Annotated in this window: 18 protein-coding genes and 4 pseudogenes; 13 read left to right on the top strand and 9 right to left on the bottom strand. The window is 37.6% G+C overall.

Annotated elements, in window-relative coordinates; genetic code table 11:
* Positions 1–5 precede the first annotated feature (5 nt).
* Positions 6–1211, top strand: coding sequence for a 3-oxoadipyl-CoA thiolase (gene pcaF / locus VF675_RS03580; RefSeq protein ID WP_440204784.1), 1206 nt, complete (start codon positions 6–8; stop codon positions 1209–1211).
* On the opposite strand, the gene VF675_RS03575 is transcribed toward pcaF, so the two are convergent.
* Positions 1195–2145, bottom strand: coding sequence for a LysR family transcriptional regulator (locus VF675_RS03575; protein ID WP_440204783.1), 951 nt, complete (start codon positions 2143–2145; stop codon positions 1195–1197). The genes pcaF and VF675_RS03575 overlap by 17 nt on opposite strands.
* A 206-nt stretch (positions 2146–2351) precedes the next feature.
* Between VF675_RS03575 and VF675_RS03570 the strand changes: the two are divergent.
* Positions 2352–2774, top strand: a pseudogene (locus tag VF675_RS03570) (IS982 family transposase); the annotation flags it as partial.
* A gap of 465 nt (positions 2775–3239) precedes the next feature.
* Here the strand turns inward: VF675_RS03570 and VF675_RS03565 are convergent.
* The gene (locus VF675_RS03565; RefSeq protein WP_440204782.1) at positions 3240–3794 is read right to left on the bottom strand and encodes a cytochrome b; all 555 of its coding nucleotides are present in this window, start codon (positions 3792–3794) and stop codon (positions 3240–3242) included.
* A gap of 322 nt (positions 3795–4116) precedes the next feature.
* Here VF675_RS03565 and VF675_RS03560 point away from each other — a divergent pair, with 322 nt between their 5' ends.
* The 3 genes from VF675_RS03560 to ribH all read left to right on the top strand — a co-directional run bounded on the left by VF675_RS03560 (position 4117) and on the right by ribH (position 6434).
* Positions 4117–4701 (top strand): nitroreductase family protein, encoded by a 585-nt coding sequence (locus VF675_RS03560; protein ID WP_440204793.1) that lies wholly within the window; start codon positions 4117–4119, stop codon positions 4699–4701.
* A gap of 126 nt (positions 4702–4827) precedes the next feature.
* Entirely contained in the window at positions 4828–5949 is a 1122-nt protein-coding gene (gene ribBA / locus VF675_RS03555) for a bifunctional 3,4-dihydroxy-2-butanone-4-phosphate synthase/GTP cyclohydrolase II (protein WP_440204781.1), read from the top strand.
* Positions 5950–5960: 11 nt separating this feature from the next.
* A complete protein-coding gene (ribH, locus tag VF675_RS03550) occupies positions 5961–6434 on the top strand; it encodes a 6,7-dimethyl-8-ribityllumazine synthase (RefSeq protein WP_440204780.1) in 474 nt (157 codons plus the stop codon).
* Positions 6435–6795: 361 nt separating this feature from the next.
* Here ribH and VF675_RS03545 read toward each other — a convergent pair whose 3' ends face one another.
* From VF675_RS03545 to VF675_RS03525, 5 genes are all read right to left on the bottom strand, one after another.
* The gene (locus VF675_RS03545) at positions 6796–7056 is read right to left on the bottom strand and encodes a helix-turn-helix domain-containing protein (protein WP_016658942.1); all 261 of its coding nucleotides are present in this window, start codon (positions 7054–7056) and stop codon (positions 6796–6798) included.
* Positions 7057–7338: 282 nt separating this feature from the next.
* On the bottom strand, positions 7339–7707 hold the full coding sequence (locus VF675_RS03540) for an antitoxin Xre/MbcA/ParS toxin-binding domain-containing protein (RefSeq protein ID WP_016658943.1): 369 nt from the start codon (positions 7705–7707) through the stop codon (positions 7339–7341).
* A 90-nt stretch (positions 7708–7797) separates the two neighbouring features.
* Positions 7798–10761 carry a tyrosine-type recombinase/integrase gene (locus tag VF675_RS03535; RefSeq protein ID WP_440204779.1) on the bottom strand — a complete coding sequence of 988 codons (2964 nt, stop codon included), beginning with the start codon at positions 10759–10761 and terminating at the stop codon, positions 7798–7800.
* On the bottom strand, positions 10758–12938 hold the full coding sequence (locus VF675_RS03530; protein WP_286376168.1) for a hypothetical protein: 2181 nt from the start codon (positions 12936–12938) through the stop codon (positions 10758–10760). Before VF675_RS03530 ends, VF675_RS03535 begins: the two co-directional genes overlap by 4 nt.
* Complete coding sequence (locus VF675_RS03525; RefSeq protein ID WP_440204778.1) at positions 12938–13432, bottom strand: hypothetical protein; 495 nt, start codon at positions 13430–13432, stop codon at positions 12938–12940. Before VF675_RS03525 ends, VF675_RS03530 begins: the two co-directional genes overlap by 1 nt.
* Before the next feature lie 308 nt (positions 13433–13740).
* On the opposite strand from VF675_RS03525, the pseudogene VF675_RS03520 reads away from it, so the two are divergent.
* Positions 13741–14004, top strand: a pseudogene (locus VF675_RS03520) (hypothetical protein).
* A gap of 69 nt (positions 14005–14073) precedes the next feature.
* Here the strand turns inward: VF675_RS03520 and VF675_RS03515 are convergent.
* Both VF675_RS03515 and VF675_RS03510 read right to left on the bottom strand, forming a co-directional pair.
* Positions 14074–14388, bottom strand: a complete 315-nt coding sequence (locus VF675_RS03515) for a hypothetical protein (RefSeq protein ID WP_180102753.1) — start codon at positions 14386–14388, stop codon at positions 14074–14076.
* A gap of 100 nt (positions 14389–14488) precedes the next feature.
* Complete coding sequence (locus VF675_RS03510) at positions 14489–14818, bottom strand: DUF4236 domain-containing protein (RefSeq protein WP_005092535.1); 330 nt, start codon at positions 14816–14818, stop codon at positions 14489–14491.
* A 151-nt stretch (positions 14819–14969) separates the two neighbouring features.
* On the opposite strand from VF675_RS03510, the pseudogene VF675_RS03505 reads away from it, so the two are divergent.
* The 7 genes and pseudogenes from VF675_RS03505 to VF675_RS03475 form a co-directional block, all read left to right on the top strand.
* Positions 14970–15548 (top strand): annotated as a pseudogene (locus tag VF675_RS03505) (class I SAM-dependent methyltransferase); the annotation flags it as partial.
* A gap of 54 nt (positions 15549–15602) precedes the next feature.
* Complete coding sequence (locus VF675_RS03500; protein ID WP_313044474.1) at positions 15603–16169, top strand: GIY-YIG nuclease family protein; 567 nt, start codon at positions 15603–15605, stop codon at positions 16167–16169.
* Entirely contained in the window at positions 16156–17229 is a 1074-nt protein-coding gene (locus tag VF675_RS03495; RefSeq protein ID WP_440204777.1) for an HNH endonuclease, read from the top strand. The genes VF675_RS03500 and VF675_RS03495 overlap by 14 nt, the downstream gene beginning before the upstream one ends.
* A gap of 317 nt (positions 17230–17546) precedes the next feature.
* Positions 17547–19115: a type I restriction-modification system subunit M gene (locus VF675_RS03490; protein WP_440204776.1), complete on the top strand. Its 1569-nt coding sequence runs from the start codon at positions 17547–17549 to the stop codon at positions 19113–19115.
* Positions 19115–20356 (top strand): restriction endonuclease subunit S, encoded by a 1242-nt coding sequence (locus VF675_RS03485; protein ID WP_440204775.1) that lies wholly within the window; start codon positions 19115–19117, stop codon positions 20354–20356. Before VF675_RS03490 ends, VF675_RS03485 begins: the two co-directional genes overlap by 1 nt.
* A gap of 9 nt (positions 20357–20365) precedes the next feature.
* On the top strand, positions 20366–22216 hold the full coding sequence (locus VF675_RS03480; RefSeq protein ID WP_440204774.1) for a polymorphic toxin-type HINT domain-containing protein: 1851 nt from the start codon (positions 20366–20368) through the stop codon (positions 22214–22216).
* Positions 22215–22994 (top strand): annotated as a pseudogene (locus VF675_RS03475) (DUF5655 domain-containing protein); the annotation flags it as partial. The gene VF675_RS03480 and the pseudogene VF675_RS03475, both read left to right, overlap by 2 nt.
* Positions 22995–23017 lie beyond the last annotated feature (23 nt).

Raw genomic sequence — 23017 nt, 5'->3', positions numbered from 1 at the left:
AATCCATGAAAAATGCGTATATTATCGATGCGATCCGTACCCCATTTGGCCGTTATGCGGGTGGTTTAGCCCCTGTACGTGCAGATGACCTAGGTGCATTACCGATCAAAGCCTTGATGGAACGTAATCCATCGGTGAACTGGGAACAGGTCGATGACCTGATCTACGGCTGTGCCAACCAAGCCGGTGAAGACAACCGTAACGTGGGCCGTATGTCTGGCCTGTTGTCTGGTTTGCCACACCAGGTTCCAGCAACCACATTAAACCGTCTTTGTGGTTCATCCCTCGATGCAATCGCGACTGCTGCACGTGCAATCAAATCAGGTGAAGCAAACCTGATCATTGCCGGTGGTGTTGAATCGATGTCTCGTGCCCCATTTGTCATGGGTAAATCAGACAGCGCGTTCGGCCGTAGCCAGAAGATTGAAGACACTACCATGGGCTGGCGTTTTATCAATCCAAAGCTGAAAGAAATGTATGGCGTGGAAACCATGCCACAAACTGCAGAAAACCTAGCAGAACAATTCAACATTTCGCGTGAAGACCAAGACAAATTTGCTTTGCAAAGCCAACAACGTTGCGCAGCTGCACAAGCACGTGGTTACTTCGCTAAAGAAATCGTGCCAGTGGTGATTCCACAGCGCAAAGGCGATCCAGTGGTTGTAGATACCGATGAGCATCCACGTGCATCGACCACTGCTGAAGGCTTGGCAAAACTTAAACCCGTCGTTAAAGCAGACGGTACGGTCACGGCCGGTAATGCTTCAGGCATTAATGATGGTGCAGCAGCGCTGCTGATTGCATCTGATGAAGCGGTTGCACAGTACAACCTGAAACCACGTGCCAAAATCATTGGTGCAACCGTGGTCGGTGTAGAACCACGCATCATGGGCTTTGGTCCAGCGCCTGCAATCAAGAAACTATTGGCTCAAACGGGTTTAACCCTTGAGCAAATGGATGTGATTGAGCTGAATGAAGCATTCTCGGCTCAAGCCTTGTCTTGCACCCGTGACTTGGGTCTTGCAGATGATGCTGCACATGTGAACCCGAATGGTGGTGCGATTGCTTTGGGTCATCCACTCGGTGCATCAGGTGCGCGTCTAGTGACGACTGCCTTGAACCATTTGGAAGAAACCGGTGGTAAATACGGTCTGTGCTCGATGTGTATCGGTGTAGGTCAAGGCATTGCCTTGATTATTGAAAGGATTTAATCAACGGTGATAAGTGCCCCTGCTTGATGAGTTCTTCATCCCACTCAGGTAGGGGAGAAATTCTTTCAACTAAAAAATCAATGACACATCGAATTTTGGTTAAATTGCGCGAATTCGATGGAAAAACAGCTCTTAAACTGTAATTAGGTATTGGATAGTCGACTAATAGAGGAATAAGTTTATGGTCAAAAAGGCTTTCTCTAGCTACGAGTGTCGGTAAACAGACAATACCTCCATTTGTTAATCCAAAATCATGTAACAAATGGATAGAGCTTGAGGAGACTCTGGCATTCACAGAGAACTCTTCAAATTTTCTATTAATCATAAACTTGATTTTATTGCGTTCTGGATAACCAGAGTAGTAACCCAACTCATATTTATGAAGTTCACTAGGGTGTTTCGGATAACCATAATTAGCAATAAAATCAGGAGAAGCACATATAATACGATTAATTTGGAAAATCTTGCGTTCAATCAAACTTTCACCTTTAGGTGGAAACATTTGAAATACAATATCAAAGCCGGAAGAAATAGGATCGATCACTCTATCATTTACAACAATATCTAATTCGATATCTTTATATTTTTGAGTAAACTCTGAAATTAACTTACTAAAAAAGCTTAAAGCAAATCCTGGTGCCATATAAATACGTAGACGTCCATGCAAGTCACTTTTTGCATGAGACATTTCATCTGCCAAGCGTTCAAAATTATTTATTAATTCAATACATTCAGGGTAATATTTCTCTCCAATCTCGGAAAGACGGACGGAACGTGTACTACGATGGAAGAGCGGAGCATTGATAAATTTTTCTAATTGCTGGATTCGAGTGCTAATTACAGAACGTGTCACGCCTAATTGCTCAGCTGCTTTGATAAAACTTCCACTTTGTGCAACCCGAACAAAAGCTTCCATGCATTGTAATTTATCCATAAAAAAAAGTTTCCTATTTGCATCTTGCGTATTTAAAAGGACATATTTATTCAGTAATCAATGTTATTGATTAAAAAACTTTATGAAATCAGTATGATAATATAAATTTCTATATTTAACCCGAATTACGGATAAGAAATTGACTTGAAAAAAAGGTGGCTGAAAACCATTAGGGAGTTACTACACAACCTACGCCATCCGCCACCATGTTCGATTTTACATATTTCTTCTGCATGATCGATGACTTTTTTCAGAAATTCGAAGCAACCAATTGGGAATTTTAAAACACAGCAACAAGCCTGTGAGAATGAGACCTGCTCTATTGAAAGAGTAAGAACTTGTGTTTATCGCCATTTGGTATAAATGCTCACATTTCAATAAATTTAAAGCATTAATTCTTTTCATTAAGGCAGGGTCAAAGTCAACTCTCTAGGTATTTACGATGTTAGTAGCGGATAGTTTATCTCATCAGAGCCCATCAATTAGCATTGCATGCTTTACACTTTGCCTTGATGAAAGATTGCCCCGGCAATTATTTATGTATAGATCCGGCTACGCTGCCTGTATGTAAAAATCAGCGGATTCAACGGCATAAATCCCTGACAGCGATTGCAACCCGCGGCAAAACTCAATAAAGTAATTTGGTTTCTTCATAAAAAAATTAGCTCTATTTAGAGCTATTTTTTGTTCACTTGTTAAGATAGGTTTATCCTAAATTGTTTCATAATTCATATAAATACTCAAAATAAACACGATTCGTTTTATTTGTAGAACAATAGAATCTTTAATTTATTTTAAAAAGAGGCAAATTAATAGACTTAATATAGCTACATTCTAAAGTCTTTAGCACCTAAATATATGGGAAAATATCCTTTATAAGTTTTTTGTTGCGCTATTAAATTAAGTAATTAGCTATACAGATGTGCCAGACTTCCGCCTGTGTCAAAATGGATATGATCTGGCTGTCAGTAAATATAGATGTTTTCATGCAGAATCTACTGCTGATATCTTAAGAGAAAATTCTACTTTTGATTCCTATTATTTTAGAGAGCATTATCGAAGAAAGTACTTTATAAATACTTTCTTCCCTAAATTTATGACTCTTGTCGAGTCATACTTTTTAATACGTTATCTTTATCGATAAAGTGATGCTTAAGTGCTGCAAGAATATGACCTATAATTAAAATACCAGCTGCCCAAGAAAGCCATATATGCACTGGTTTAGCAATAGCTGTAACTGCTGGATCAACGCCAATTAAAGGAGGTAAATTGAATAAATATAAAACTGGAGCAGGGTAGCCAAGGCTCCAACTAAATAAACAACCTGTAATAGGTAATGCAATCAGCATAAAATATAAAGCTAAATGACCAAGATGGGCAGCTACTTTCATTCCAGTTGACATACTATCTGGAAGTTTTGGTGCAGGATGTGTATATCTCCAAAATATTCTAATCACAACTAAAAAAATAATGGTTGTAGCAATATTTTTATGTAATGAAATGACATCTCCTTTATAGCTTCCATCAACCTCGTAGCTCAGAAAATTACCACTATAAAAACCTATCCCCCAAGCGACAATAAAAATAATTGCCATAACCCAGTGCAACATTTGAGCAGTACGTGTGTAATACATAGATGATGTTTTCATATCTTGAAATCGAATTAAATTTGCATCGTAGGATAAGTATTTAGATATGCTAACGAAACTAAGATATTGCAACGCATTGTATAAAAACTAGAACGATGCATTTGGAATAATCATTACAATTTTGGATAAACTTTATTACCTTTTTTAGTTATTGTAGTTCTATTAATGAAACGCTGTGTGTGATCACAACGTGTATATAGTCAAAAATATAACAATTATTATGTATCCATCTTAACAAGCAAAACTGTTCATATAACAGAAGTTGGAGAAAAGTATGTCATTTCTTAATAATCTTTTTGGTTCCTCAGATAAAGAGACTTTCATGGAAAAATTAGCACAACGTCGTACAATTTATAACATTGGAAAAAATGTTAAAGATCCAGCACAAGAACTTGATCAAGTCATTCGATCAGCAGTACGTCTGAGCCCATCAGCATTTAACTCACAATCTTCACGTGTAGTGAATCTTTTTGGTCAAGCACATCAAGATTTTTGGAATATTGTCAAAGAAACTTTACGTCAAATGATCCCTGCGGATAGTTTCCAGGCTACTAACGACAAAATTGATAGTTTTGCTGCTGGTTTTGGCACAGCATTATTTTTTGAAGACCAAGAAGTTGTAAAAGGTTTACAGGAGCAATTCGCTGCCTATGCAGATAACTTCCCAATTTGGTCAGAGCATTCAACGGGGATAGCACAATTTGCTGTGTGGTTAGCACTATCTGAGCGTGGTTTAGGCGCATCATTACAGCATTACAATCCAATTATTGATGAGCAAGTTGCTAAAAAATTCAATATTCCTGCGAATTGGAAATTACGTGCTCAATTAGTCTTTGGATCTGTAGAAGCACCTGCTGGCGAAAAAGATTTTATGGATGATGCAAAGCGTTTTAAATCTTTTTTCTAAGTTAGATAAATAAATTTTTTTTAAAAGGGCGAGTTTAACTCGCTCTTTTTTAGAGTTCCTTGTAAAGAAAAAATCAAATTTGACTTTATTTTCGATGAATAAACTAAGTAATCAATAGAGAATGTTATGGCATTAAATACTGTTGAAGAGCTCATAGCAGACATCCGTGCAGGAAAAATGGTTATCCTTATGGATGATGAAGATCGCGAAAATGAAGGCGATTTAATTATTGCAGCAACACACGTATGTCCTGAAGACATCAATTTCATGATCACACATGCACGTGGCCTAGTTTGTTTAACCTTAAGTAAAGAACGTTGCCAACAATTAAATTTACCTTTAATGGTTGACTCTAACGGTGCTCAACACGGTACTAACTTCACCTTGTCTATTGAAGCTGCTGAAGGTATCACCACAGGTATTTCTGCTGCAGAACGTGCACATACCATCCAAACTGCTGTAGCTGCACATGCCAAACCAACAGATATTGTACAACCTGGACATATTTTTCCACTCATGGCACAGCCAGGTGGTGTGTTACACCGCGCAGGTCATACCGAAGCAGGTTGTGACTTATCTCGTTTAGCAGGCTTAGAGCCCGCGTCTGTCATTTGTGAAATTATCAATGAAGATGGCACAATGGCTCGTCGTCCAGATCTTGAAGTTTTTGCAGAAAAACATGGTTTAAAAATTGGAACTATTGCGGATCTTATCAACTACCGTATGACAAATGAGCAAACTGTAGAACGTATTGATCAACAAAAAATCGATACTGAATATGGCTCGTTTGACTTATATCGTTATCGTGAGACAGGTAACCCCGACATTCATTTAGCACTAGTAAAAGGTGAGCCTAGAGATGGGGTAACAACCGTTCGTGTGCATGGCTTTAACCCAACACGTGATTTATTAAAGCTCAATAAAGCAGAAAGCGAGCCTGCGTGGAACCTTGACCGGGCATTACAACAAATTTCACAAAGTGACCGTGGTGTACTTGTTTGGATTGGTCAACCCCATTTACAAGATTTAGGCCCAGCATTTGAACAACAGCATACACCTAAAAATGTAAAATCGAATGCTACGCTCTCACAACAATACCAAACTATTGGTGTCGGTGCACAAATTCTGCGTGACTTAGGTGTTGAGAAAATGAGATTACTCAGTTCACCACTACGCTTTAATGCAATATCCGGATTTAATTTAGAAGTGGTGGAATATATCACCGCAAATCAAATATTAGAGAAATAATCGAGGTTGCTATGCCAGTTCACCGTATTGAAGGTATGTTACATCTCGCTAGCGAAGGGCGTTATGCGATTTTAGTGGGTCGTTTTAATAGTTTTGTTGTAGAACATTTATTAGATGGTGCTATTGATACCTTAAAACGCCATGGCGTATCAGAAGAGAACATTACCGTTGTTCATGCACCGGGTGCTTGGGAACTTCCTGTTGTTGCGAAAAAATTAGCAGCATCAAACCGTTTCGATGCAATTATTGCCCTAGGAGCAGTCATTCGCGGTAGCACACCACACTTTGACTTTGTTGCAGGCGAATGTGCCAAAGGTTTAGGTGTAGTTGGTCTAGACACAGGCTTGCCTGTCATTAATGGTGTACTCACTACGGACAGTATTGAACAAGCAATTGAACGCTCCGGAACAAAAGCAGGAAATAAAGGTAGTGAAGCTGCCTTAACTGCAATTGAAATGGTCGATTTATTGAAATCTATTCAATGATGATGACCTCTAAATTATAAGAAATTATCTTTTGAGTCCCTAGCATCTTCACTCTATTCGAAGATGCTTTTTTTTATTATTGTTTATTTGAAATTAGTCTGTTCTAGATGTGATCGGCTTTGTTGCATAAATATGTAAGCATCGGATTTAAATAAATTTAATTTTGGATCAAAAACAATCAAAACTTTTAAAATCATATAGTTATGAAATCTTTGTGCAACAAAGCCATGTCGATTTGATCCGCATTTATCTAATCAGATTTATGATCTAGATGTGTATTTCAATCAGCTTTCATATAAAAAAATTAATTTGAATGGATTGGGGAGAATTCACCTTTTGAATGTTTGTGTAAAAAAGCTGTTTATTTATCATATTCTGAAAATATTTCTTCAATTTCATCCCACTGTGGCAATTTACAATTTTTTTTATTCACTTCGAATTGTAAACCAACACCATCAAGCACACGTTCAAATATGTCAAATGAACCTGTAAAACGGCCATTTTCCATCTCTGAAATTGTTGTTTTATTGACTTTAGTTTTTTCTGCAAGACTTTTCTGTGTGTGGCCCAATCCTTTTCTGGCCAAACGTATTTTTTTACCTATTTCACCTCGTGTAGCCATTTTTTGCTCCCCAAATTTGTTAGCTATATAGCAAACTTTTAACTAATAATAGTTAATGTTCGCTATATAGCAAACTTTTATAATGACTCTTGAATGGCTAAATTGAACTTATAAGATTCAATTTAGCCTCGAATTAAGTTAATAGAATCCGTATATGTATGGCAGTTATCAATAATGAGACAGTCATATACCTCTTGAGAAGAGGAACTTCATATGCCTTGAATTTGAATGATTAGACAAAATTATGACTTTTAATTTTCTGTGTAATGAAGCTTTGTTTTATTAATATTTACCCTGAAGCCGAAGTCCTTCGGTTACGTTTAATACAGTGGTTAATCCCTCAGTAGTCTGAATCTGCTCTATCGGAATGCCTTTGGTTAACTTACTTGGTGACTTCATAAAATGTTGCATCCATTTAGTCTCTCCACCAGTTAGAGCATCTAGTGATATCGCAATACGAATTAAAATAATTGCGAGTTCTCCCTGACTTGAATCTGGATCTAACTCAAGCGAATTTAAAGTTTCCATTGAATCTAAATTGAGAACGATGGCAAGCTGCTCCTGTGTCAAACCAAGCTGCTTTGCAGAAGATAAAACAGCTTTAGCTAATACCTTTTTTTGTTTTGCAATTTTTTCTGATGTTTTATGCATGACTGATCTCAGTTTCAGACGTTGCTGATACCTAGAGTTTATACTATTTGATTATCGTTTCTCAGAGTTCAAATTTTTATTACAAACAGCTTAAAGATGAGAAACTATCATGAGATACATCAGTAACTTGAATACCCCAAGTGCTTTTACATCTTTACTTTTGAAGCAGAACTTAATTCGCCTTTCATTTTCATTCAGGCTGAAGTTTTTTGAACCTAATTTCAAACCCTGTAATGTATTCTTGAGCTGTTCTTTGCTCTGTTTAGAAAGTTCGAGGTGAAGATATTCTGTTGGAAACAGTTTACTAATAAAAGACAGAAACTTTTTCAGTTGACGTTTTTCATTTATTTCAAAAATGAACTGAGCAGAATTGGGCTGAACTTTTTCAAGATAAATTGAATAGATAGTATTGAGCTGTTTTTTATATTTACTTTGTACATTTGCATAACGCTCCTGGACATGGTGAATGACCTTTTTCTCCTCCTGATTTTTTGGCAACATGGTAACTAATGCATTAGGAGATTTTCTTAAAAAATCTGTGGTAAATAACCTCGATGATTTTTTTTGGTTTACACAGGAGGTTTTCAAATGCAGAGCTCTGGCACGTAATTTTTGCGCGATTTGCAAAGGAATGGCTTCAGGTAACAGAAGGTCTTGCTCTTTTTCTACTGCAAGAATGTGATGCAATAGTTCAAAAGTCATCTCTGAGTCATGAGCTCCTAGCATCAGTGAATCAGGTGATTTCTGTTGCCCTGGTTGATATTGATGATCATGTTGCTTGTAACGGTCTTTAGTAAGTCGGTCAAATAAAAACTGTTTGATCGCCCGTTGCTGTACAGGATATTTAATAGCATCATCATGTTTCAGAATATTGAAATAGGCTTCTTTAGGGAGTGGACTTTCGATTTGATTCAATTGGTAGCTAATTGCCAGGTGCATTAAATGCAGATAGCTTGAACAGGTCGTTTCAGGGGTTAGGTGCCCGGCAAAATGAGAAAGTGCATACCAGGTTTGCTGAGTATTTCTGTTTCGTAGCAAGGCATAACGTATACGTAATTGCTCATGTGGGCTATAGTCAGTAAATGCATTTGCAAGAGTTGAGTTTTTTAAAACCAGGTAAAGATGATTAAATGCAGAATGGCGCAGACTATGGTAAGTAAAATTGTGTTCTCCAAAAACGGGCTGGATCAATTGTTTCAATAGGGAATTCACTTCATTTTCATGAGTTTCTTCTAAGGACTGTTTTAAAAACAGCGGTTGTGCAACTGATTTTCCTTGTTCTTTTAGCAGACGTTTTCTATTCTGACTGTATGTTTTAAATGCATGTAATTCGTCGGCTTTAAGTAGATGATGCAGGGGAATCTTGCGGTAAGCTGAGTAGCTTTTTTGATTTTTATTGCGATTGTTGCGAATGGTGAGTATCACAGCATCTTCACTAATAAATAGATCACGTACGAAGATATTCAATGTTTCATTGATCCGTAGTCCGACTCTGAATCCTAGAATAAAAATCAGTTTAAATATATTTTTATCCTGAATCGAAATATCTTGAGTATTTTCGAGCTGTTCTAGCATGTGGTGAAAAATATGGGGCGAGATCAATGCGGTCCTGCAGATTTTTACTTGGATTAAATTATCTAGATCGATAGTGGGTGCGTTAAAGAATAAGGTCTGTTTGTGATGAAACTCCTGTAGACGTTTTTGTAAAGTCGCTCTAGTTGTTTCTTTCTTTAATAAAAGCATTTCTCCATATAGATCTTCAAAATCAGCATCTGAAAATGATGAAATATCTTTGTCTTGCGTTGCCTGCAGCCAATGGACTGCAAACTGTGAAAACATGGTCTTCAGAGAACTTTGCTTGAGCGGCTGAAAATCTGCACGTATAAGCTTGCGCTTAAATCGTTGCTGCTGCTGAATAATATGATTGAGAAGGTCCAGTTGAGGTTCCGTTAATTTTGAGCGTAGAATGCTCCACAGCAGCAAACGTTCCAAGGCTGAAGATTGTTCTCTGGCATATAATTCTATGAGTTGATCGCTATAGTTTTTTGCACGAATAGCTTGACGTATTTCTACTAAAGCATCAGCTATATCCATTGAAATATTGGTTATAGAGGGAGCCTGACGGTTTTCACAAGTATTCTCAATCTTATTGTTATTAGGATGAGCTTGTTCAACCTGAACAAAATAAGCTGCTAATTGTTTTTCAAGCGGGCTAGAACTATAAATTTCATTTTTTAAGATACAAATGGACATTTGATCCAGTCCACTGTTTTTTAGGAACTGTGTGTAGTAAAAACCATATTTTAACAGGTCTTTATAACGTACCTTTTCCTCAGGAAAGCATTCGATGATGCAAGTGTTGATCACTTGTTCTGCGTCATCAATATCTGAAAATAAATCAAATTTCTGATGTTTTAGTCTATAGATCCAGCATTTCACAATATCGTTTAACACAAACGTTTTTGTATAGCTCACTGAAAAATCCGAGCCCTTTATACGCTGATTGCCGAAATACCGATTCGGGATCTCTAATGAAACAATATGATTCAAGTTTAAAAAACTTTGAAATTTCTTTGTTTTTAAAATGATTTTTAAAAACTTTTGCAGTTCGGCATGGTTATAAATGCCATTAAATAATATTGAACTGATCAAGCAGAAGCCAAGTGATTGGGTTGGACTGAAGTCATTATGTCGTGTCCAGTAAGCAATCATATTTTTGGCAAATTGAGTAACTTTTTTACCATGTTTTAAGGTTTCAATATTTTGTAGTGGCAGAGACCTTTCGTGCCTCACGGGGGCAGCAGGCACCGGATAGTGGTGATCCGATGAAAGATTAAAGCGCTTGATATATTTAGCAAATTCTATACGTGCTATTTGGTAGCTTCGGATATTGGATTTACAGCGCTCTAAAAGCCGGTCATCAATTTGTCGATAAACTTCAGGATAATTTTCAGGTGTCATCTTTGAGCATTTTTCGCTAAATAATTGCAGAAGAAACGCTTTTCTCTCTCTATGTTTCTTTAATCGTTTGAGCGAGTGAGGATGTTTGCTCATGTAATCATTATTCCTGTGAAACTTGACATGCTTTTAAGTTCTAAAATTTCGACCAGCTTGTCTTGTGCTGCTCTAATTTGATCGTAATCTGTTGTCTCAAAACCTGAATAGCGGTCAAACAGTTCCTGCATAGCTTCGTCATGACCAAAGATGCCTTTTATTAGATCTTCATTGCAGTATTGGGCAAAAAAATAGCGAGCGAAGTGGCGGGTCCAATTGCGCTGTAATGCTATTTCAGTACAGTATTTTTGAATATCAGAAAGTTCCAGATTTCGGATATATCCTTGTGGATCGTAAAATAATAGAAAGGGGCGTTCCCCCTCGAAGACCTCTTGGATTGCTTGTACTTGTTCTTGCGACAGATAGGCTTTAGTGAGGTGCAGAAAATGTTTCAAATACTTTAGGTAATGCTGTATTTCATCACGAAGAAAATTATTAAAAGGTAAATAGCGTCCAATGGTGCCCGAATAACGCTGCTCTTTATCTGCAACAGCCATCAATTGGTTGTCAAGGTCAATATAATCTAGATTGGGTGGGAAGGACTCACTCGGCCGTGCTGAAGTTATCAGCATGCAAATATGCCACAGCCAGATTGAATAATGATTTAAAGTCTGAAAGGGATTGGGATTATTCCGAACTTGGTGGTCAAGCTGGTAAAAAAAAGACTGGACGAATGGGAGATTAGGTGTCTGCTGGCTACCAAAAGAATGCGGATTGCTGAATTCTTCAAGATATTCAGTTTCCAGTTGAGGAACAGTCAAAATTAGAGTTTGAGTATAAATATCAAAAATATCTACGATCTGTTTTGAAAAGTAATGGCATGGAATATAGTGCTGAACACTTTCTCCATTCAGTAATTTGCTTTCCAGCTCATACCCCATTTCATTCAATGCAATATCACTGAGTAAGCGAGGAAGATTTTGTGATGTTAACTGGAAGGTCAGCCCTTTATTAATTTTTCGTAAATACTCCTGTATCTTGAAATCAATCTCAACACCATCCATTTTTTTCAACTGATTTAGATTTTCCAGATAATATCTAGGCAGTGGAATCGTAAAAGAATTCACGGTATTCAACCTATGTTCTCTTAAAACAAAATCATTGAATTTAGAGACTTCAAAACTTTGCTTAAAGAAACATTTTTGGGGTTTCAGTGATACTTCTTTGTTTTTTGTACTGACTCGTAAATTTTTTTGAAATACCGGCAGATCTTTATAATGAGTAAGACTGAGGACTGAAAATAAAAGCAAGGTATGAATTGGAGAGTTTTCTGCCTGTTCTAATAAAATTTGCATAATGTACTGTGCGGTAGGCAAATCGAAGACCCGAGGATTCGGCTTGCTCATTAGCTCATTCTTGTTTTGATGCAGAATTTTATTTTTGAGATTATTGATCTGAGCTGTAATAGAACATTGCTCTAGTGAGTTAAATTCAAAATTATGATCTTCAACTTTTTCTATAGTTTTATCCTCAGGTGGCTGTTTTGCCACACCTCGCTCAAAATGAGTTTGATATGTTTTTTCTCCATCAAGTGAAATTCTTAATGTCTTTTTAACGTCAGTTTGAGACGGTTTTTGGGGGGGTGGATTACTTTGACGATTTCTTTTTTGACGTTCTGATTGAGTATGCGCATAGGTATAAATAACGCGGATTTCTGCCAATTGGCCCATTTCCGTTTTCTCTAAACTCTCTTTGGATTCGTCAAATAATTTTCCATTCTCAGTTTCAGCTTTTTTTAGAAATTTAACAAGATCGTCTAATTCGATCGGAAGAGACGGTAAAAAATTGTAAAGCCAATAGTATTGTTCAATTGTGCTTGCTAAACGAAAACGCCTACAAAGATTAGCTACAGTAGCTGTATGTTCTTTACTATTCAGTAACTCGATACATTGAGTATTGAAAATAGCCCATTTCAGTGCAGTTGATTGATATGTTGATGGAGTGTTGATCAGTGCCAAGAGATAATGCGCCAATGGATATTTACTAATCGATAGATCAGTAGGATGCTGAGTCATAATTTTAATTAGTTTAACGACTTCAGTTGGTTGGATGAAATCATTCAGCTTAAAGAAGTCCTGATCATTTTTCAGTTTTGCTTCCGCCAGTGCTTGATAGAAGTCTCGAAATGGCTCAAGCTTTAATTCTTGAGTATCTTCTAAATAACTATATCCGTTCATTATGCAATTCCCTCCAGAATCTTTTCTAATGACAGTGGGCCGGCATAATTTGAAACAGAACTTACTGGACTTTTGGATTTAGACAGTCCTGATAATTCTCGTAGATGATTGATAGTTAAAACTTCATGACCGAAAACTTCCTGAAGATGTGCAGCTAAGTATTGTTCATTTAGCCAATGTGCGATGATATCTAAGCCATGAATTGAGTGATGTAATCCGGAACACAGTAAGGCCCTAACTTCGCTTAAAGCCTGGATGGTGAATTCGTAGGAATTATTTTTCTCATAAGCTCTGAACTTCAATTCAGTTTTGTTTTTATGGTGAAAATGAGCATAGATCCAGCTGAAATGACTACTAAAAAAATAGAGATCCGGTTTATTAGTTGTAAGGAGTGGGATGTCGACATGCTGTTTAAAAGTAAAATCCAAATGATAGTTTTGCTGTTTTTCATTAAGCTGGAAAAATAAGGCGATCCAAACTTGGTAGGCGTGCATACTGTTTGGATAGCATATTAATTGCAGATTTTTTGTGGGTACGCGGTAATAGGATATGCTTTTCTTTTTTACAGACATACAGTGATACTTCCCCATATTTGTGCCAAATGGCTGAAAATAAAACAATAATATTCATATAATTTTCAATAGGGGGTAATGGCTAAAAATACCATATATTGTGTTTTTAGATTATTTAAATCACTATATATAGTTATCTGTTGTTTGTAAAAGTGTGATTTAAATCAAAAATAAATAAGTTTTTTCTAAGCAGGGGACAAATTTAACTTGATTGATACCGGGAGCCGTATATGGAAATTAAACAACTGAAACAGGTAGAAGTCGTTACCGATGTTTTATGTGATGTATGCAACCAATCAACGAAATTGGAGTTTGGAACTTTATCGGCACATTGGGGCTATGGCTCCAGGCATGACGGGGAATGATATGAATTGCAGTTATGTGAAAAATGTTTCTTTTATGCCTTGGCAATATTGAAAAAAGAGCGAGTCGATGAGTTTATGTTTGATGAAAATTTTGACCCTTCAACCCTAGATGGGTTTGGGTTGAAGTGAACCTATCATCGCGACAGGTTCTAAGAATCCAGAAAATACTTATTCAGATCCAAGCCAGCAGCTTCATTTTTAATGGCGAGTAAGGGATTCAGGAAAAATATTGTTCTTTGCTTCAAGGTCACTGATTTCTGAAAAGGCCTTAATACCGCCTGCGGCTTTAATTCCATCTAAAGCGACAGATAGAGCTTCCTGATCTGATGGGAATGTTTCATCCCATACCGTAGAAGTACCATTTTGGTTTACCACTTCAAGTGTCCAGTCACTATCGGGTAATCGATAAATTAGAACTTCAATTTGCTCATTATCCTCTTGTAAAATTTGAGACAAGGGAGAATCGATTAAATCATTTTCATCATAATCCATAGTACTGTCATGATCAGACATCAGCGGCAGCCTTTATTGTATTTAACATCCGTCCATAGTAATGAATGAATTAAATTTTGCCTATAGGAATGAATGTTATGGGTGCAAAGAATGGCTAAATTTAAAAAATAATTGCCCCGACAATAAAACAAAATAATCCAAAAATTACCCAAATCCAGACATTCGACCTAGGTTGCTCGGTATCTGATGTATAGAGCGGTTGTTGTTCCTGAGCAGGATTTTCTTGGTTGCCAACTCTGTTTTTATAGGGTTGGTGCTTGGAATAGGATAGGCCTGTGCCAGGAATACCAACGCTGGTTCGGGTGCCTTTTTTGCCAATATTTAAAGAAGCACCAGGTTTGCCAATGCTTGCACTGCTGATGCCTTTATGCGTCAGATTGATTTTTAATCCAGGTAATATTTTAATACTCTTGCGAAATCTGAAGCCCATATTTTTTCCATTTACAAGAACCAGTTTGGTTTCTATCTGAGTTGTCCGGATACAGTGAAATAAGAGTTTGATTCATTCATAGGACTGATCATTTGACTTATCTAGTGAAATATCAGTATGTTCTTTAACATAAGATATTGGCTTTTAGACAATGAATCAAACATCAAATTATTACAATCAACATGCTCAAGCATTTTTTGAAAATACCTATCAGGTTGAGATGGAAAGTCTTTACGCACCATTTCTAAGATATTTGCCGGAACAGGCATTGATCCTGGATTTGGGCTGTGGCTCTGGGCGTGACACTCTGGCATTTAAGAAAAAAGGCTATCAAGTTGAGGCAATTGATTATTCTACCGAGCTGGTTGAAAAGGCGAGAGAGCTGACAGGCATCGAGGTACGTCAGCAAAGTTTTTATGAGCTGAATGAAGTAGCTAAGTATGATGGGATTTGGGCCTGTGCTTCTCTTTTACACTGTGAAAGAGATCGCCTGACTGAAGTGCTGGCGCGCATATTTAAAGCATTAAAGCCAAATGGTGTGTGTTATATGTCTTTTAAATATGGAAATACAGATCGTGAGAAAGAGGGGCGTAGCTTTACTGATCTAAATGAGCAGCAAGCTCATGACTTACTCAAACAAATAGATCAGGCTTTACTGTTACAGCAATGGATTACTGTAGATAAACGTCCAGACCGTACAGAAGAGTGGATCAACGTAATATGGAAAAAGCAATATCATGCTTTTGATTATTACCCACAGCGTTTATACAATCGTGCCGAGTTAATGAAAGAGCCCTCTTTGATTCCTGCAGAACACGGGATTTATTTTTGGTGGTTCAAAACAAATCCACCGGGAATCCCAACAAAAAACTGTATAACGTATCAAGAATACACTTTGTTGTATGTTGGCATATCGCCTGACAAAAAGACTAAACCAAATAGTAAATCAAACTTGAGAATACGGCTTAAAACACACTTTACAGGTAACGCAGAAGGTTCAACACTAAGACGAACATTGGGCATACTTCTGGCTGAGATGAGTGGGTATCCGCTTAGAAGAGTAGGGTCAGGTAATCGCATGACTTTCACGCATTCAGGTGAGCAATGGCTAGATGCATGGCTTGAAGATAATGCGTATGTGTCCTGGATAATTTGTGAAGAACCTTGGAATGTTGAGGAAAAGGTTTTTGAACAAACGATACTGCCACTCAATTTGAAAGGTAATCAGCACGAGTTTAAAGAAACCCTTTCAGCTATGCGTAAAAAAGCCATTCAAAATGCGAAAATGATGGAAATCGCTACGGAAGCAGGATTACAAAGACAGGTGAAGCTTCAACATGTGGCAGGATGATCACTTTATAGAAAATAATAAACCTACACCCAACGAGCAGCTGAAATTCTTGAAGCATATTCAGCAGATATTGCAGTCAGGGACTTTTACTTCGACATATAAGTTTGCTTTGCTGATCAGTATCACGCGTCTGGCGATTGAACAGGGTCAAGATACCAGTGCTGCCTTACATTTGGAATATCAGGATATTGCTGAAAAGTTTATTGACCTGTACTGGAAACAGTCACTGCCGTTTCAGTTTAACCAGTATGAGCCTTTTACTATTCATCAAAGCACTGGTAAGCAGGCAAAGATCATCAGTGAAATTCAGAATGCACAGCAACAATTCAAGACCTTGGCCGCGTTGAGAAAGGATGTATTTTACTGGAACAGGCTAAAGCGAACAGTTGCGACAACGGTAAAGCAAATGCCGGTAGTATATTTGCAGAATCTGAATGGTCAAACGGTAGAATTTCTCTATTGCCTTGAAGACTCCAAACAGTCCCTCAGGCTTTTACCCAAAGTGATGTATTGTTTGAGACAGTTTAGTGAAATTATTGAAGAGCTTTGCCAGAAGCGCTGGATTGATTTTGTCCGGCTGAATAAGCAGAACCTGGTTGTATTAGATGGGTTACCTGACCTAGATGAATTCATGTTTGCTCCAAGTCGTAACCAACTAGGACAGGTCGCGGACTTCTTAATTGACTTACAGCAATGCCAGTGTTTTTACTGTGGCAAAAGCCTGAAAAACTCAAAATATGCCGTGGATCATTTTATTCCCTGGTCTCTATATCCTGCCGATACCGGGCATAATTTTGTTCTGGCAGATGAAAAATGCAACTCACAAAAAAGTAATTATTTAGCATCACAGCAATTCTTACATCAGTGGCAGGAGCGTAATCATCTGCATGATCAGGCGATTAGTCGGGAGATTTCGCAACTCGGTTTTTTGACCGATCTGCAGCGTTCGCATCGGGTTGCCGACTGGGCCTATCAGCAGGCGATTGAGCATGAGTATTTAGTTTGGTTGGGGGGCAAAGATAAACAGATATTGGCTCATCCTATATCTGGTGTCTTTTGAGACCGTTATTCTTTGCAGAGATTCTGTTATCCCAAGACCAATATTTTCAAGAACAAATTGAATATTCAGCAAGATAGTATTCTATAGACAGCTGAATTAGAGCTTTCAGCCCTTACAGACTTTTAACTGGAGGCCTTCATTCTCACAATATGCTGCTACAAAATTTAGAATATTCACCTGTTTGGAGATTGAATTGACAGATCACTTGGCTTGAACACGACAATTCATGTCTTTTTCCACCTTTTTACTGCTGCATGTTTTAGAATTTTAGGTAAAATCATTTTATTAATGATTTACTTATTTGGACTTCTATAACAATGACCCAAGTACAGCTGCAACAATTACAAAAACAACTTTGGAATATTGCCAATACTTTGCGCGGCACCATGGGCGCCGATGAATTCCGTGATTACATTCTGGGTTTTATTTTCTTTAAATATTTATCAGAAAAGTCGGTGAACTTTGCCAATGAATTGCTCGATGGCGAAGACCTCAGCTTTTTAGAATTAGATGAAAATAATGCTGAGCATGTGCCGTACATCGAAGAAATTAAAAAGAATGCCATTGCCGAAGTCGGTTATGCGCTTACACCCAAACAGCTATTCCATACCTTAGCCGAGCGTGGTCGTCAGGGCGAATTCATTTTGGATGATTTAACTGCGACCTTAAAATCAATTGAACAAAGCACGTTAGGTACTGACTCTGCCGATGACTTTGCCAACCTGTTTGAAGATTTGGATTTAAACTCGACCAAGCTTGGCAATAATGCCAGTGACCGTAATGCGCTGGTGGCGAAAGTCCTGAGTCATTTAGATGACATTGATTTTGATATTTCCAATACCGAAGCCGATGTACTGGGTGATGCCTACGAGTACCTGATTGGAGAATTTGCCTCAGGCGCGGGCAAAAAAGCGGGGGAATTTTACACCCCGCAAACGGTATCGACCTTACTGGCGAAAATTGTCACCCAAGGCAAAGACCGTTTACGTTCAGTCTATGACCCGACTTGTGGTTCAGGTTCGTTATTGCTACGGGTAAAACGTGAAGTGAATGATGTCGATATGATTTACGGTCAGGAGATGAACCGTACCACCTACAACTTGGCACGCATGAACATGATTCTACATGATGTGCATTTTGCCAAGTTCGACATCAAGCAGGAAAATACTTTAACCCGTCCGCAGCATTTAGATAAAAAGTTTGATGCGGTGGTGGCGAATCCGCCATTTTCTGCAAAATGGTCTGCCGATCCGTTATTTTTACAAGATGAACGCTTTGCTGCGTATGGCAAACTGGCGCCAAGCTCGAAAGCCGATATGGCTTTTGTACAGCACATGCTGTATCAACTGGATGACAACGGCACCATGGCGGTGGTGTTACCGCATGGCGTATTGTTCCGTGGTTCGAGTGAGGGCGTGATTCGTCAGTATTTGATTGAACAGATGAACGTGGTGGATGCGATTATTGGTCTACCCGCCAATATTTTCTATGGCACGTCTATTCCGACCTGTATTTTGGTGTTGAAGAAAAACCGTGAGCAGAGCGGCAATATTCTGTTTATTGATGCCAGCAATGATTTTGAAAAGCAGAAGAATCAAAACAAGTTATTGCCTGAGCATTTAGATAAGATTGTTGCGGCATTTGAAAAGCGTGAAAATATTGAAAAATATGCGCATGTGGCGACTTTGCAAGAAGTCAAAGATAACGATTACAACCTGAATATTCCGCGTTATGTGGATACCTTTGAAGCGGAAGCCGAAATTGATTTAGATGCGATTGCCCAACAGCTTCAAGCTTTGGAAGTTGAGAGCCAAAAGACTGATGCCATCATTGCGGATTTTTGCAAAGAGCTAGGAATTGTTTCACCGTTTGCGGAGGTGAAGTAATGGTTGCGCCAAAGTTAAGATTTAAAGAGTTTGATGGGGATTGGAACTCTATTGCTATTGGTCATTTTTTAAAAATCAAATCAGGCTTAGGATTCAAAGCAGAAGAATATACAACAGAAGAAGAAATTCGTCTTTTGCAGATTGAAAATGTTGGTTATGGTGCAGTTAAATGGACTCATAATGTAAAGTTTGTGCCAAGTAATTATTTGGAGCTTCATAGAGATTTAGTTCTTAACGAAGGTGATTTGGTTTTGGCATTAAATAGACCTGTGACCAATGATCAACTAAAGATTGCGAAATTAACAAAAGAAGATACTCCTTCAATACTTTATCAACGTGTTGGTAAGCTTGATTTTCTAAAAAAAGATTTTGATAGAGATTTTATTTTTCAAATTTTTCTAAAAGATGTGAAAAGCTATGTATTGAATAGCTCTATTGGGAGTGACCAACCTTTTATTTCGACAACAGATTTATATAAACATAAACTTAGTATTCCATCCAAAGAAGAACAAACCAAAATCGCTGCTTTTCTTTCTGCCGTGGATGAAAAGATCAGCCAACTCACGCAAAAACATCAGCTACTGAGCCAATATAAACAAGGCATGATGCAAAAGCTGTTTAGTCAGGAAATTCGTTTTAAAGCGGATGATGGGAGTGAGTTTGGGGAGTGGGAGGAAAAGCCTCTCAATCATTACCTATATACAAGTAAATTAAAAAATAAAGATTTAAAATTCTCTAAACAAGAGGTTCTATCTGTCTCTGGGGAATTAGGTGTTGTTAATCAGATTGAACTATTAGGGCGCTCTTATGCTGGAGTTTCAGTAGCTCCATATAGTGTTGTTGAGCATGCTGATATTGTATATACCAAGAGCCCACTTAAAAGTAATCCATATGGCATTATCAAAGTTAATAAAGGTAAAGCAGGCATAGTATCAACACTATATGCGGTCTATAAATGTAAAGATAATATTTACCCTGAGCTTATAGATTATTACTTTCAAAGTGACCTAAAACTAAATCATTTTTTAAAACCTCTTGTAAAAAAAGGGGCTAAGAATGATATGAAGGTTAATAATGATCATGTTTTAACAGGCATAGTCTCGCTTCCATCTTCCTTAGAAGAACAAACCAAAATCGCCTATTTCCTATCAGCCATTGACCAAAAAATTGAAGTCGTGGCACAGCAAATAGAACAAGCCAAACAGTGGAAAAAAGGCTTGTTGCAGCAGATGATTGTGTAGGGGAAAGTTATGGCAAATTGGCTAGTAACCGTAAATTATGCTGAGTTTGATTTAGAAGCAGCTTATGATGCTTTGCCGCAGATTTATTGGAAGAATTCAGCCACTAGTGAAGGTAAAGGGTTACAAATCAATGATATTGTCCATGTATATGTGACCCAACCCATCTCAAAGGTGATGTATCAATTCAAAGTTCTGGGGCATGCGGAAAACTCAGAATACCCAGTAGCACAGAAAGTATTTTGGTCGGATAAAAAGAAAATTGAAAGTTATCTAGGTGGATACTCTATTTTTGAAAAGTTAAACAAAGTGGATAAATCCACTTTGTCTTTTGAATATTTCAGACAGGAAAACTTAATTCCTGATGCTCCTATTCAAGGCCGTCGCACAGATCGAGATAAAGCTTCAAATGATCCAATCCGCATTTTTTTAACTCATATTTTTAATGAGTTTAAAACTGATAAGACGCCAACAGTAAATAACACTTTAGACTATAAGATAGTTATGCCTACACCTCGACTAGACGTAGATCCGAAACTTCTTTATACGAAGGCGGACTCTACTGGAGCAGGTTTGGCTTTAGGCAATGGTGGTCAATATACCTCTGCTATAACTGGCAATAAAATTGATATTCCATCTTTTGGTTCTATGAATTTAAAAGAGGCTAAAGAGTGGTTGAATCAACAATCACTGGAATTGGAAGCCCGTATCAAAAATATTGAAAAAAACTCTTCTCTTGATTCTGAACAACTAGCATTTATTGCTATCAATATGCGCAACTCTTTTATTAACTCTGCCAGAAATGCTGTCTATGATAAAAGAGTGTTTGCTAGTTTAGAGCTCGACCAGCCATTATGGGATTATAAGTATTTAGAATCTAAATATGCAAAAGAGGGGTACAGTGGAGAAGCATTAAATCGAAAAATAATAGCAGATAGTAGTGATAAAAAGATGCTTGATGATGCAATGACACTCCGTCATTTTGATGGTATAGAGGATGATTTGCTGTATCAACTTGCCCAAGATATGGAAACCAATGGTGCTCGAGAAATGCGCTCCACTGTAGAGCAAGGAGGATGTTTCCCCGCAGGGACACGAGTAATGACTGATAAAGGACTAGTCTCTATCCAAGATATTAAGACCGGAGATATGGTACTGTCTAAGCCAGAGAATGGAGAAGGAGAAATTTGCTATAAACCTGTTGTAAGAACTGTTTCTTATGACAATAAAGAAATTTGGGAGTTAAGTTATTTTGAAATTAGTGCAGATACAGATATTTCTAAATTAACAAGAATAAAATTATTACAAATTTCTCGTAAAGGGAAAATGTTTAGTACTATGGCAACACCAAATCATCCATTTTGGGTTAAAGGAGTAGGCTGGACAAGGTTAGATGAATTAAAAAATGGGCAAATTATAGAAACTAATGATCCTAAAATACTTGCTTTAGTCTTCATGGTTAATCCGTTACGAAAAACAAGTAAACCTAATGTTGCTGGTAGTTACCATCCACGTAATTTATTTGATGCTGATAAAAAAGGTTTTGAGATTGAAGATGTTGAATATTTTGATTTATTTGAATACTCCGATCTAGGGCTATGTGGGGTACTTGGAGAAAACTCATCTAGTCCATTTATGGTTGATAATCATGAAATTCATGTTTTGAAAGAAAATTTCACATTAAAAGTTTATAATTTTGAAGTTGCAGATCATCACACTTATTTTATTACTAAAAGAGGATTATGGGTTCATAATACTAATTGTGCAGAGGCTACCCCAGACGCTGCACCAAAAGATCTAGTGACTCGTTCAGGTAACGAAATATCTAAAAAAGATACGCTAGGGCATGATATTAATGTATAAGTTTACGATTAAAAATAATCGTATTGATACACTGGCTTTCGATCCCGAAAGTCAGGCCTTCGTAATTATCGAATACAAGCGTGAACGCAATTATAGCGTGATTGATCAAGGTGTTTCTTATCTGAATCTGATGCTCGACTATAAGGCCGATTTTATCGTTGAGTACAATGAGAGCCAGAGCAACCAGCTTAAACGTCAGGATGTGGATTGGTCACAAAGCCGAATCATCTTTGTTTCACCGAGCTTTACCGACTATCAAAAGCAGTCCACTAACTTTAAAGATTTAGGCATTGAACTGTGGGAAATCAAACGCTATCAGGGTGGAATTGTTTCTGTCAATCCATTGCAGAAAGCCAAATCAGCCCCTTCAATAAAGCAAGTGCAAAAGGTTGAGTCTGAAGACATTCAAAAGATTGCCAAAGAAATCCAGCAATATGATGAAGCCTATCACTTGGCGGATAAGTCCGATGACATCAAAGAGCTATATGAGCAATTCAGGGACTCAATTCTGGGCTTAACTACCGATTTAGAGGTTCATCCCAAGAAAATGTACATAGCCTTCCGTAAGGGTAAGCGCAACTATGTCTATATGAGTATTGGGACAAAGCAAATTCGTATATGGTTGAATATGCCTTTTAATCAACTGGATGACCCGAAACAGCTCGCGAAAGATGTAACTAATATTGGGCATTGGGGAAATGGTGATTGTGAGGTGATCGTGTCAGATACAGAAAATTTAGAATATATCTTGAGTTTAATTAAACAAACATTGAAGTGAATAATTTAAGATTTTAGAGGGGA

It is taken from the genome of Acinetobacter sp. Lyrl_1, from assembly GCF_051948795.1.
GTDB lineage: Bacteria > Pseudomonadota > Gammaproteobacteria > Pseudomonadales > Moraxellaceae > Acinetobacter > Acinetobacter towneri.
Note: the sequence above shows the minus strand (reverse complement) of the source record. Positions and strands in the feature narration are given on the sequence as shown.